This window comes from Streptomyces sp. NRRL S-244, from assembly GCF_000717915.1.
Classification (GTDB): Bacteria; Actinomycetota; Actinomycetes; order Streptomycetales; family Streptomycetaceae; genus Streptomyces.
In genome coordinates, this window is sequence record NZ_JOCX01000023.1 from 43133 (window position 1) to 55707 (window position 12575).

The window sequence follows — 12575 nt, forward strand, 5'->3', positions numbered from 1 at the left end:
ACCGGGGGCGGGTGTCAGGGCCCGCCCCCGGTCCGGTTCATGGGTGACTTCCGGCCAACCCGGAGGTTCTAGACCTCCAGGGTCGCCGTCAGCCGCGTGTCGCCGTGGGCGCGGCTCGCGCGGACCTCGTAGGAGCCGCCGATCCGCTGCCAGCGGCCGGCCCGCTCGTCCCAGATCTCGAAGGCGCGGGCGGGCAGCGCGATCTCGGCCTCGACGCTCTCGCCGGGGCCCGCCTCGACGCCCGCGAACGCGGCCAGCCAGCTCGCCGGACGCTCCACCGCCGCGCCCTGCGCGCCGTCGGACGCCTCGGCGACGGGGGCGAGGTAGAGCTGGACGACCTCGCGGCCGGGCCGCGTGCCGGTGTTGGTGACGCGGACCCGGGCGGTGGTCCCGGTGACCTCCAGGGACTCGTACGCCCAGTCGGTGTAGCCGAGGCCGTGCCCGAACGGGAAGGCGGGGGCGATGGCGTGGCGCTCGTACGCCCGGTAGCCGATGAAGAGGCCCTCGGTGTACTCCAGGCGCCCCTCGGCCGGGATCACCTCGGTGACCGGCGCGTCGGCGAACCGCGCGGGCCAGGTGGTGGGCAGTCGCCCGCCCGGCTCCGCGAGCCCGAGCAGTACGTCGGCCAGCGCGGCCCCGCCCTCCTGCCCGGGGAACCAGGTCAGGAGTACGGCGGCCACCTCGTCCCGCCACGGCAGCTCGACCGGGGATCCGGCGTTGACGACGACCACGGTGTTCGGGTTGGCGGCGGCGACGGCGCGCACGAGGTCGTCCTGGCGGCCCGGCAGGCACAGGTCGCGCCGGTCGAAGCCCTCGGACTCCACGCGCTCGGTGGTGGCGATGACCACGACGGCGGTGTCGGCGGCGCGGGCGGCGGCCACGGCCTCGGCGATCAGCTCGTCGGCGTCGCGCTGCGGGCCGAGGTGGAGCAGCGAGAACATGATCGCCTTGAGCGGCAGGGTGCTCGTGTCGGGGACCTGGAAGGTCAGCGAGACCTCGACGGCCTCGCCCTCGGCGAGGGTGACGCGGGCGCGTTCGCTGGGGGCGCCGAAGAAGGCCTCGAACGGGTCGGCCTCGTTGCCCATCGGCTGGACGCCGTCCCAGAGGGGCTCGCCGCCGACGGCCAGGCTGAACGCCCCGAGCCCGCGGGTGCCGAAGGCGTGCTCGCCGCTCTCGCGCGGCACGAACGTACCGGTGACCTCGATGCTCGCCATGGTCTCGTACGAGGCGCCCGCCGGCAGGTCGTCGCCGATCCACTGGACCTGGCCGGTCGGCAGGCTGCCCTCGCCGAGGACGGCCCCGGAGGCGTCGCGGCAGATCGCGCGGAGCTCGAAGCCCTTGTCGGCGGGGGTGAGTTCATCGGAGGGGTCGGCGCCGACGGCGAAGGTCAGGGCGCCTTCCGGGAGGGCGGCGGTCAGCCCGTCCAGCGGGGAGACGATCCGCTCGGGGAAGACGGTGGCCGAGCCGCCGCCGAGGACGCGGGCGTCGCGGGCGGCGGCGCCGAGCAGGGCGACGGTGCGGCCGGGGGCGGCGTCCAGCGGGAGGGCGCGCCGCTCGCCGGAGACGGCCTCGTTGCGTACGAGGACGAAGCCGCGGGCGGCGAGCTCGCGGGCCAGCGCCTGGCCGTCGATCGGGGCCGGGGCCTCGGTGACGACGGCGGGCGCGCCCTCCAGGATCCCGACGCGGGCGGCGAGGCGCAGGACGTTGCGCACGGCCTCGTCCACGGCGGACTCGGGGACCTCCCCGGCCCGGACGGCCGCGGCGAGGGCGGGCCCGTAGACGGTCTGCGGTCCGGGCATGGCGACGTCGAGGCCGCCGAGGATGTCGCCGGTGGTGGAGCGGGCGGCCATCCAGTCGGAGACGTTGTACCCGTCGAAGCCCCATTCGCCGCGCAGGACCTCGTTCACGAGGTACCGGTGCTCGGTCATCGTCGTGCCGTTGACCTGGTTGTACGCCGTCATGATGCCCCAGGGGTGGGCGCTCGCGACGATGGCCTCGAAGGGCGCCAGGTACAGCTCGCGCAGCGGGCGCGGGGCGATGACGCTGTCGACGGTGAAGCGCTCGGTCTCGGCGTCGTTGCCGACGAAGTGCTTGACGGTGGTGCCGACACCGCCGTCCTGGACGCCGTTCACGTAGCCGGTGCCGATGGCGCCGGTGAGGTACGGGTCCTCGGAGTAGCACTCGAAGTGCCGGCCGCCCAGCGGGGAGCGGTGCAGGTTGACGGTGGGGGCGAGGAGGACGTGGACGCCCTTGCGGCGGGCCTCCTGGGCGAGGAGCCGGCCGGCGCGGCGGGCGAGCGCGGGGTCCCAGGCGGCGGCGAGCGCCGTGGGGGAGGGCAGGGCGATGGACGGGTCGTCGGCGGTCCAGCGCACGCCGCGGACCCCGATGGGGCCGTCGGACATGACCAGGGACTTCAGCCCGATCTCGGCGACGGCGGGCAGGGACCACATGTCCTGGCCGGCCAGCAGGCGGGCCTTGGTGTCGAGGTCCAGTTTGCCGAGCGCCGCCTCTACGGCGTCGTGGCGGACCTGATCGGCATCGGTCACGGCCGTGCCTCCTCGTTGAGTGCGTGCGGGTGCGTGCGGCGGGGTGCGGTGCGGTGGGGTGGGGTGCGGTGGGGGTGTCCCCCATCGTGGACCCGATACCGGTAGAGCGGTAGGGTTCGTAATGTGTTCGTGATATTCCGATAACGTACGTACGGTCCCGCCGCCGATGCGGGGCACGGCGTGAGCGGAAGAGGTGCCGGGGCGATGGCCAGGGCGAGGAGCGAGGAGCGGCGCGGCGACATCGTCCGCGCGGCGGTCGAGGTGATCGCGGAGCGCGGCTACCGCGGTGCGTCGCTGGGTGCGGTGGCCGAGCGCGTCGGCCTGACCCAGCAGGGGCTGCTGCACTACTTCCCGACCAAGGAGGCGCTGCTGGTCGCGGTGCTGGAGGAGCGGGACCGCTGGGACACCGGCGGCGGCTCGCGCGCCTCGGCCGGCACCTGGCGCCTGGACCTGCTGGCCTCGCTGGTGGAGTACAACGCCATGCGGCCCGGCATCGTGCAGACGTTCTCGGCGCTGCTGGGCGAGAGCGTCACCGACGGGCATCCGGCCCGGGAGTTCTTCACCGAGCGCTACGCGCAGGTGCGCTCCGAGATGGCGGCGGTGCTGCGCGCCGAATTCGGGGACCGGCTGCCCTCGGGCCTCACGCCGGAGCAGGCGGCCCCGCTGCTGACCGCGGTCATGGACGGCCTCCAGTACCAGTGGCTGCTGGCCCCGGAGTCGGTGGACATGCCGGCCGCCTTCCGCTCCTTCCTGACCCTGCTGCGCGGCCCGGAAGCGGGCTAGCGGACGCCGCGGTCTACGGACGGCCCAGCAGCGGGTCGTGGACGGCGCAGGGCGGGCGCCGGGCCGGGGCGGGGACCCGGTAGTAGACCCGGTCGCGCAGGCGTCCCGTCCAGGGCTCCCGCTCCGAGCGCCGCTTGACCAGCAGGTGGCGGCTGCTGCCCTCCTCCAGGTGGGTGCGGTACGCGGCGAGCAGCGGGTCCGCGGGGCCGAGGAAATCCCGGATCTGGTCCTCCACCAGGCAGAACGGGCAGTCCGCGCCGGGCATGAGGTGGAACTGGCGGCCCTCCGGGTGGGCGTCGTCGGCGAAGGCGGTCAGGGCGAGCGCGCCGCTGAACATCACGCACACGCCCACGACCTGGGGGCCGGCTGCCTCCGCCGCCTGCCGGATCAGACCGCGGAAGGCTTCGGTGTCGACCCGCTGGATACGGGCCGCCAGGGCCCGCACCGCCGCCAGCAGGCTGTGGACCGCGGCCGCCAGGGACACCAGGGCGACGGCGACCACGCCCCAGCCCGGCCCGGTGGCCGCGAGCAGCCACAGCACGCCCGCGTTCAGGAGGGCCATGAGGAGCACGGCGACCCGCAGCCCGGCGCCGCTCGTGCGGACCAGGCGGTACGACACGACCAGGAAGGCGCCGGCGAGGACCGGGTGGATCCAGTCGGGCATCAGCCGATCCTCCGTCAACTCCGGTGAGTGCGCGGACGGTTACAGCATCGCCCGGCCGCACCGCCACGTCGACCCCCGTACCGGCCCCCGGTGTTCGGGGCCGGGCTGGCATCCTGGGTGCGTGAAGATCGCAGCAGCGCAGCTCAGTTGTATTCCGGCCGACATGTCCGCCAACACGGAGCGGTGCGTCGCGCTCGCCGCCGAGGCCCGGGCGCAGGGCGCCGAGCTCGTCGTGTTCCCCGAGCTCACCCTCACCGGCTACGAGTTGGAGGCCCTCGCCGCCGACCCCGGGCTGTGGCTGGCGGACGCCGACGACCCCCGGCTGGATCCGCTGCGCTCCGCCGGCATCGCCTTCGCGGTCAACGCCGCGCTGCGCACCGCCGGTCCGCTGCCCGCCCTCGCGACCCTGGTCTACGGGGCGGACGGCGGGCACGTGACGACGTACGCCAAGCAGCACCTGTACGGGCACGAGCAGGGTGTGTTCGCGGCCGGCGGGCGTGCGGGCCGCTTCGAGCTCGGCGGGATCCGCTTCTCGCTCGGCGTCTGCTACGACAACCACTTCCCGCAGCTGACCGGCCGCGCGGCGGCGGACGGCTGCCGGGTCCACCTGGCGAGCTCCCTGTACGGGACGGGCGACGGCATCCGGGAGCGGGCCACCGTGTACCCCGGGATTGCCGAGGAGCACGGCCTGTACGTCGTCCTCGCCAACCACGTCGGTCCGGCGGGCCGGTGGACCGGCTGCGGGCGCGCCGCGGTCTGGGCCCCGGGCGGCGCACTGCTGGCCGAGGCGGACGACCGTACGGCCTCCGTGGTGACGGCCGAGGTGGTGCCGGCCGCCGTGGTGACGCCCGGGACCGGCGCCTGACGGCCCGCCGGTCCGGCTGCGTACCGGTCCGACGGCGGGCCGGACCGACGGCGTGCCGGACCGACGGCGTGCCGGACCGGCGGCCGAGCCGTCAGCCGATCGCCGGGACCTTGGAGTGCCGTCCGGAGCGGGTGCCGCCCTCCCGCTCCGCGGGAGCCTCCATCGCGGCGGGCTCGCGGTCCCGCACCAGCGCCGGCAGCACCAGGGCGAACGCCGCCGCCGTGTACACGCCGGTCCACAGGATCCAGCCGCCGGGCGGTGCCCAGTGCGCCGAGAACGGCACCCACGGCCCGTTGACGCCGACCGCGAAGCGCCGCAGCGCCCAGAAGAACGCCGCCGCGTTCGCCAGCGCCAGCCCGGCGACGCCGAAGCCGACGAGCCGGCGCCACGGGAACCCCTGCTCGGGCGCGCGGCTCGCGCAGATCAGCACCGCCATCAGCGGCAGGCCCACGGCGAACGGCAGCAGGTAGCGGCCCTGCCAGACCATGCCGAGCTGCTCCGCCTGCGAGGCCTGGGCCGCCACCGGCACCACCACGATCGCCACGAGCATGCCGACCAGCGCCACCGCCTCGCGCATCCGCCCGTACGCCAGCCCCAGCGCGGTGACGACCGCGATCACGCCCAGCCAGACCAGCCAGGTGAAGGCGGGCGCCGGGGTGTCCAGCCAGCCGAAGTAGCCGAGCATCTGGTGGACGTACGTCTCGGTGTTGCCGAAGGTCTGCCGGGCGGCTTCCTTGGCGGTGAGCGTCTTGGGCGTGTTGATCTCCGAGTTGTCGGGATGCGCCCGCGCCCAGAGCAGCGCACCGGCCGTGGCCAGCCCGAGCAGCGCGGTCCAGACCCACAGGGCCTTGCGGCGCAGCACCGAGCGCAGGACGCCGCGGTGGGCGAGCAGCAGGCCGAAGAAGACCGCCCCGGCGAACCAGATCAGCCCCAGCGGACGGATGTTGATCAGTACGAGTCCGCCGATGCCGACCCGGGCCAGCCGCCGGTTCAGCAGCCGCGGATCGGGCGACATCAGGATCGACAGCAGGGCGGTCCACACGAGGATGCCCGCGGCGATCTCACCGCCGCTGGGGTTGACCATGCCGGCCATGTACAGGGCCATCGGCGTGGCCGCGGTGAACACGCCGAGCAGCGCCACCGAGCGCCGGCGCCGCCACTCGGCGGCCGTGACCACGGCACTGGCCAGCAGCGCCGAGCACAGCGCCGCCGACATCAGCCGCATCAGGTACAGCCCCTTCGGGCCGTCGACCAGCAGGCTCGGCCAGCCGGTCACCATGTAGTACGCCGGGTGGTAGCGGCCGGCGGCGGTGGTCACCTGGACGGTCTTCTCCGAGTGCCCGATCGAGGGCGCGCAGGAGGCGGGCTCGTCCTCGTGCCAGGCGTAGCACTCGTGCTGCTTGGGCAGCGGCTTGTACCACTCGGGGAGCTGCACCCCGGTCTCGGCGAACTTGCCCTCGATGCCCGCCACCATGTGCGGGACCATCACCTCGGGGCCGCCGATCTGGCCCCGGGCGACGGCGGCCGCGCGGATGAAGTGGGCGTGCTCGTCCGGGGAGCCGCCGAGCGGGGTGGCGGCGGACCAGGAGGCCGCGAGCGTGAAGAACAGCGCGAAGGCGATGGCCCAGAGCCGCTTCGGGGTCCGGGCCGACCAGTCGGCCAGGCGCGTCAGTGCGGAGATCATCGCTTCCTTCTGGTCATCGGACGTAGCTCAGCCAGCTCTGGTCGCCGTCCTTGGAGCACTCGCCCTTCGGCGCGAACTTCGGGCACTTCCCGTCCTGCTGCCGGATGGTGTGCGAGACCCAGGGCAGGATCCGGTAGGTGCCGTCCTGCGCCGGCATGTAGCGGTCGGACATCGAGGAGGAGACCGTGCCGAGCAGCAGGAGGAGGGCGCAGAGGGTGCCGATCACGGCGCCCTCGCGGCCGGGGAAGCCGGTACGGACGACGGCGGTGGCGGGCGCGGGCGCCCCCTCGACGGGCGCGGCCGCCCCGGCCCCCGGAGCGCTCGCCCCGGACGCCGTTCGCCGCTCGGCCAGCTTCAGCGAGACCAGGTGCGCCACCAGCGCGCACAGGATCAGCCCGCAGTAGAGCAGCTGGTTGTTGGTGCGCGTGTACAGCTGGACCGTCTGCGTCTCGTACATGTGCGAGGCGATGTACATGCGCATGATCCACGCGCTGATGAACATCGCGGCGATCGTGACGACCAGCGGCTTGCGCAGGCCCAGCCAGATCGCGGCGCCCAGGCACACGAACGTCACCAGGGCGAACAGCCCGACCCCGCCGAACTCCCCCGGCGGCGGCCAGTCGCCCACCTTGCCGGGCATGTCCGTGCGCCACATCAGGTAGTAGGCCGGGTCGGTGAAGTTGTCGAAGCGGAAGTTGTAGTCCTTGGTGGTCTGCCCTTCCTTCAGCATGACCACCAGGTAGCGCCCGGCCACCACCAGGAACACCGCCAGGGCGCTGCCCATGAAGGCCGCGCCCTTGAACCGGCCGGTCTTCCACGGGAAGTACAGCAGGGCGGCGAACAGCACGCCGGCCGCACTCCACAGGAACCAGCCCGAGTACGTGAGGAACAGCACGCCCAGCACCGCGCCGAACCCGGCGCCCTTGAGCAGCAGCGGGCGCCAGCCCTCGGTGCCGCTGCGGCGCAGCGCCACGACCATCGCCACCAGCACCGGGACCAGCAGGACGAGCACGGTCTGGCTGTACGGCTTGTACGAGTCGATCAGCGCGAACGCGGGCACGACGCCGAAGGCCAGCGCCCGGACGGGGCTCAGCAGCATCCGCCAGGCGAGGTAGACGAGCGGGCCGAAGGCGGCGGCGCCGAGGATCTGGAGGTCCTTGAACGCGTACGCGGTGTTGCCGCCGTGGAACCACTCGGCGTAGTAGCCGAGGGTGTAGAGCGGCATCGGCGGGTAGACCGGCGAGCCCGAGGGCTGCCCGTTCGCGACGGCGTGAGCCCATTCGACGATGCGGCCGCTGTCGCCGTTGAGGCCGAACATCGGCCACGGCGTGCCCAGCAGCGCGACGACGGCGCCCGCCGCGACGAAGCCGCTGGCCAGGCCCGCGAGGGCCGCGGCGGCCAGGCGCGTGGCGAGGTCGAAGTGGCGGCCGCCGCGCAGCCGCATCGCCAGCACCACGGCGGCGATGAAGAGAAGCCCGACCAGCGCGAACCGCAGCTGGATCGCGGCCAGGCCGCTGACCTGCGCGATCCGGTTGAGCGGGTTGAGCTTGAAGCCGCGTGCCAGCAGCGGGAGGACCAGTGCCGCGGCGAACGCCACGGCGGCTTCCAGCAGCAGGAGCCCGCCGCGGGAGCGCAGGGCGCGCCGCGGCACCTGGTCCGCATCCGAGGACTTCGAGCTGCCGGGGGCGTTCGCGGCCGGTCCGCTCGGGGGAACGGCGCGCACGGCCGCCGACCCCTCGGTACTGACTGTCACTGACGGTGTCCCTACTGCTGGTCGGTGCTCGGCGCGACGGCCGGTCGTCGTTCTCGGCGATCCACTGCCCGGCTCCGTGCCCACGGCTTCGACGCCCGGAAGCTCCGACGGCTCCGGACGACGGCGGCGGGTGGCGGACTCAAGGACGGTGTGGGACAGCCTCGGCTCTTGCCGCCACGCATACTATCGGTCCGCAGGTGACGGGCACCGGCCCCGGAACGGGGCGGCAGCCGGGCGGGACGGCCCGGTCAGTCGAGGGCCCCGAATCCGGCGAGCAGGAAGAGCAGCACCCAGCCGCCCACCGACAGCCAGCCGAGCACCAGGCCGATCGTCGCGAGCCCGGCGCCCTCGTCGCCGCGCGCCCGGATCTGCGCCTTGGCGACGTGCCCGGTGGCCACGGCGCCCAGGCCCGCGGCGCCGAGCGTCGGCAGGCTCAGCACGCCGAGCGCGAGCGAGGTGATCGCCATCCCGTTGACCCGGCGGGCGGGCAGGGGCATGGGCAGCGGCATCGGCATCGGCCCGTACGCGGCGGGCAGCCCCACCGCGGCGGCGCCGAACGGGCCCGGCATCGGCCCGGACGGCAGGTCCCCGACCAGCTGCGCGAGCTGACCGTACGTCTGCGCCTTGTGCACGGCGTCGAAGCGCTGCCCGTATTCCTCGCGGGAGAGCCGGCCCTCGGCGTACGCGGCCTTGAGCACGTCCACCGTCCGGTCCCGGTCGGTGTTCGAGGCGCGCATCGCGGACTGCGCGGTGGGCGCGGGCTGCCACGGCTGCCCGTACGACTGCTGCTGAGGGCGGACCGGGTACGGCTGCCCCCACGGCTGTTCGGCCATCCGGCCACCTCCGAAGCCCCTGCGCGCGGTACGCGTCTCTCCAGGATGGAGGACGAACGGGCGGCCACGATAGTTGCGGGGCCCCCGGGCTCACACCTGTGACAAGGACGACGCGTATGGACGACGTGTGTGATGGGGTGGCGGGCATGACCGACTTCGAGACGATCACGGTTCCGGCCCACCTCAGCGGATATCCCGGGGTGGCCTTCGGCGGCTACGTGGCCGGGGTGCTGGCCGCGCGGGCGGCCGCGAAGTCCGTACGGGTGGACTTCCGCCGGCCGGTGCCCACGGGCGCCCCGGTCCGGCTCGCTCCGACCGCCGACGGCGGCGCCCGGCTGGTGGACGGCGAGTTCCTGCTGGCGGCGGCGAGCCCCGCCGAGCCGGCCGTGGAGGCCCCCGAGCCCCCGTCCTGGGAGCAGGCCTCGGCGGCGGCGGACGCCTACCGGGCGGCGCCCCCGGACGGGATGGTCGACTGCTTCGGCTGCGGTCTGCACCGCACCCCCGATACCGGACTGCGCCTGCACTGCGGCCGGGTCTCCGCAGGCCCGCTGGTCGCCGCCGCCTGGACCCCGGGTCCCGCACTCGGCGATGCGGACGGACTGCTGCCGCCCGAGCTGGTGTGGGGCGCGCTCGACTGCCCGGGCAACGCGGCCGGGCGGCTGCTCGACGACCGGCGGGCCGGGGCGGTCACGGCAGCCCTGACCGCGCGGCTGCTGCGCCCGGTGCCGGTCGGCGCGGGCCTCGTCTCGTACGCCTGGCTGCTCGGCAGCGAGGGCCGCAAGTACCGCGTGGGCACGGCCCTGGCCACGGCCGACGGCGAGCTGTGCGCGATCGCCGAGGCCCTGTGGGTGGAGCCCCGCGCGCAGTCGTAGGAGCTACTGCGCGTACGGGTTCTGGTGCGGCGCCGGGTACCGGGGCTCGGCCGCGTACGGCCCTGCGTACGGGGACTGCTGTCGCGGAGCCGGATGCGCCGGATGCGCCGGATGCCCGGGATGACCGGGATGCCCCTGCCGGGCCGCCCCGTCGGCCGGATCCCCGTCCCCGTCCCCGTCCCCGTCCCCGTCGGCCTGCTCCGCGTCCTCGCCGCGCAGCTCGCGGACCATGAGCGTGGCCCCCGCCACCGCACCCGGCATCAGGAACACCGCGACCAGCGGCACCAGGAACGCCAGGACCAGCGGGACTCCGAAGCCGAGCACCATCGCGCGGCGTCCGCGCAGCAGGGCCAGCCGGTCCTTCAGCTCCACCTCTCGGCGCTGGAGCGCGACGGCGGTGAGCTCCTCGGTGAGGAAGAACCCGGACACGCAGAACCCGATGACCGGGATCACGGTCTGTCCGACCACGGGGATGAAGCCCAGCGCGAAGAGCAGGATCCCGTACAGGAGCACCCGGACGAGCACCTTGATGCTGTCCCGGGCCGAGATCCACAGCTCCCGGGCCAGCGACAGCCCGGATTCGGGGGCCTCGCCGCCGACGCTGCGGTCGACCTGCTCCGAGAGGGACTCGTAGAACGGCTGCCCGATCAGCAGGGTCACGGCGGTGAAGGTGATCACCGCGACGAAGAGGCCGAGACAGAAGACGAGGGCGGTCAGGAAGCCCCGCAGCAGCCCGAGCCACGGCGCGGACCAGTCGTCGGCGAAGGGGGTGGCCCAGGCGGTCAGGTCGTCGGCGCCGTAGCCGAGCCCGATCAGCGCGCCGGCGTACAGCACCAGCGCGAGCAGCCCGGGCAGCAGGCCGAACCCCAGCCACCGGCCGTTACGGAACACCCATCTCTGTCCGGCCAGCAGATGACCGAATCCCCCCGCAAGATCACGCATGGGGCACAGCTTACGGCGAAGGCCGCACCCCGTGATCGGGGTGCGGCCTTCGCGTTCAGCCGAGCGGGAGCCGGATCAGACGGCGAGCTCGACCGTGATGTTGCCGCGGGTCGCCTTGGAGTACGGGCAGACCTGGTGGGCCTTCTCGATGAGGTCCTTGGCGATGGCGGCGTCCACGTTCGGGATCGAGGCGGAGATCTTGACGATCAGGCCGAAGCCGTCGTCGTTCTTGCCGATGCCGACCTCGGCGGTGACGGTCGAACCGGAGATGTCCGCGTTCTCGTTGCGGGCGACGACGCCGAGCGCGCCCTGGAAGCAGGCGCTGTAGCCGGCGGCGAACAGCTGCTCCGGGTTGGTGCCGGCGCCGCTGCCGCCCATCTCCTTCGGCGGGTTCACGACGACGTCGAGCTGGCCGTCGGTGGTCGCGACGCGGCCGTCACGGCCGTTCTCGGCGGTGGCGACGGCGGTGTAGAGAACGTCGGACTGCTGGATGGACATGCGAAGAGATCCTCCTGGTAATCGCCGTGACTCGCGCCCACGATCACGACGGCGTGGGGTGAGCCTAACCGGTGAAGGAAACGATCATCTTTCCGGTGTTGTCGCCGCGCAGCATGCCGAGGAAGGCCTCGGTCGCGTTCTCCACGCCCTCGACGACGGTCTCGTCGGCCACGAGCTCACCGGAGCGCAGCCAGCCGGCGACGTCCTGGACGAACTGCTGCTGGAGCCCGGCGTGGTCGCCGACGAGCACGCCCTGCAGGCGCAGCCGCTTGCCGATGACCAGGGCCAGGTTGCGCGGGCCGGGGGTCGGCTCGGTGGCGTTGTACTGGGCGATCGCCCCGCACAGGGTGGCGCGGCCGTGCACGTTGAGGGAGGAGATGGCGGCCTCCAGGTGGTCCCCGCCGACGTTGTCGAAGTAGACGTCGATGCCCTGGGGGGCGGCCTCCTTCAGCTGCTCGCCGACGGGGCCGTTCTTGTAGTTGAAGGCGGCGTCGAAGCCGTACTTCTCCGTGAGGAGCGTCACCTTCTCGTCCGAGCCGGCCGAGCCGATGACCCGAGCGGCGCCCTTGATCTTCGCGAACTGGCCGACGAGGCTGCCGACCGCACCGGCCGCGCCGGAGACGAAGACGGTGTCGCCCTCCTTGAAGGAGGCCACCTCGAAGAGGCCGGCGTAGGCGGTCAGGCCCGGCATGCCGAGCACGCCGAGGTAGGCGGAGAGCGGGGCGAGCGAGGCGTCGACCTTGGTGGCGTGCTGGGCGGGCACGTCGGCGTACTCGCGCCAGCCCAGGCCGTGCAGTACGTGGTCGCCGACCTCGAAGCCCTCGGCGGCGGAGGCCACGACCTCGCCGACCGCGCCGCCGTCCATCGGCTTGTCCAGCTGGAACGGCGGGACGTAGGACTTCACGTCGTTCATCCGGCCGCGCATGTACGGGTCCACGGACATGTGCAGGTTGCGCACCAGGATCCGGCCGGGGGCCGGGGCCGCGACCTCGACCTCGCGCAGGGCGAAGTCCTCGGCGACGGGCCAGCCCTGCGGACGGCGGACGAGGTGCCACTCGCGGCTGACGGCAGGGATCTCAGACATGTGCGCTCCCGAATCGAGGAATCGACGAATACTTCAGTAGGTGAAACAACC

The 12575-nt window shown here is 73.8% G+C and carries 11 protein-coding genes; 3 read left to right on the forward strand and 8 right to left on the reverse strand.

Annotated elements, in window-relative coordinates:
* Window positions 1-68: 68 nt before the first annotated feature.
* Window positions 69-2546 carry a beta-glucosidase family protein gene (locus tag IF02_RS0124815; RefSeq protein ID WP_030160514.1) on the reverse strand — a complete coding sequence of 826 codons (2478 nt, stop codon included), beginning with the start codon at window positions 2544-2546 and terminating at the stop codon, window positions 69-71.
* Between the two features lie 204 nt (window positions 2547-2750).
* Between IF02_RS0124815 and IF02_RS0124820 the strand changes: the two genes are divergently transcribed.
* Window positions 2751-3329, forward strand: a complete 579-nt coding sequence (locus IF02_RS0124820; protein WP_030160516.1) for a TetR/AcrR family transcriptional regulator — start codon at window positions 2751-2753, stop codon at window positions 3327-3329.
* A 13-nt stretch (window positions 3330-3342) separates the two neighbouring features.
* Here the strand turns inward: IF02_RS0124820 and IF02_RS0124825 are convergent, their stop codons facing one another.
* Window positions 3343-3993, reverse strand: a complete 651-nt coding sequence (locus IF02_RS0124825; RefSeq protein ID WP_030160518.1) for a hypothetical protein — start codon at window positions 3991-3993, stop codon at window positions 3343-3345.
* 121 nt (window positions 3994-4114) lie between these two features.
* On the opposite strand from IF02_RS0124825, the gene IF02_RS0124830 reads away from it, so the two are divergent.
* Complete coding sequence (locus IF02_RS0124830) at window positions 4115-4858, forward strand: carbon-nitrogen hydrolase family protein (RefSeq protein ID WP_037837040.1); 744 nt, start codon at window positions 4115-4117, stop codon at window positions 4856-4858.
* A 91-nt stretch (window positions 4859-4949) separates the two neighbouring features.
* On the opposite strand, the gene IF02_RS0124835 is transcribed toward IF02_RS0124830, so the two are convergent.
* The 3 genes from IF02_RS0124835 to IF02_RS0124845 all read right to left on the reverse strand — a co-directional run bounded on the left by IF02_RS0124835 (window position 4950) and on the right by IF02_RS0124845 (window position 9128).
* A complete protein-coding gene (locus IF02_RS0124835) occupies window positions 4950-6542 on the reverse strand; it encodes a DUF2142 domain-containing protein (protein ID WP_030160520.1) in 1593 nt (530 codons plus the stop codon).
* 13 nt (window positions 6543-6555) lie between these two features.
* Window positions 6556-8295: a hypothetical protein gene (locus IF02_RS0124840; RefSeq protein ID WP_158708555.1), complete on the reverse strand. Its 1740-nt coding sequence runs from the start codon at window positions 8293-8295 to the stop codon at window positions 6556-6558.
* Window positions 8296-8543: 248 nt separating this feature from the next.
* Complete coding sequence (locus IF02_RS0124845; RefSeq protein WP_030160523.1) at window positions 8544-9128, reverse strand: DUF1707 and DUF4190 domain-containing protein; 585 nt, start codon at window positions 9126-9128, stop codon at window positions 8544-8546.
* A gap of 146 nt (window positions 9129-9274) precedes the next feature.
* Here IF02_RS0124845 and IF02_RS0124850 point away from each other — a divergent pair, with 146 nt between their 5' ends.
* Window positions 9275-10000: a hotdog fold domain-containing protein gene (locus tag IF02_RS0124850; RefSeq protein ID WP_030160525.1), complete on the forward strand. Its 726-nt coding sequence runs from the start codon at window positions 9275-9277 to the stop codon at window positions 9998-10000.
* A gap of 3 nt (window positions 10001-10003) precedes the next feature.
* On the opposite strand, the gene IF02_RS0124855 is transcribed toward IF02_RS0124850, so the two are convergent.
* From IF02_RS0124855 to IF02_RS0124865, 3 genes are all read right to left on the reverse strand, one after another.
* A complete protein-coding gene (locus tag IF02_RS0124855) occupies window positions 10004-10942 on the reverse strand; it encodes an EI24 domain-containing protein (protein ID WP_078622302.1) in 939 nt (312 codons plus the stop codon).
* Window positions 10943-11017: 75 nt separating this feature from the next.
* Window positions 11018-11440 (reverse strand): organic hydroperoxide resistance protein, encoded by a 423-nt coding sequence (locus IF02_RS0124860; protein ID WP_030160529.1) that lies wholly within the window; start codon window positions 11438-11440, stop codon window positions 11018-11020.
* Between the two features lie 64 nt (window positions 11441-11504).
* Window positions 11505-12524 (reverse strand): NADP-dependent oxidoreductase, encoded by a 1020-nt coding sequence (locus IF02_RS0124865; RefSeq protein WP_030160532.1) that lies wholly within the window; start codon window positions 12522-12524, stop codon window positions 11505-11507.
* Between the last annotated feature and the right edge of the window lie 51 nt (window positions 12525-12575).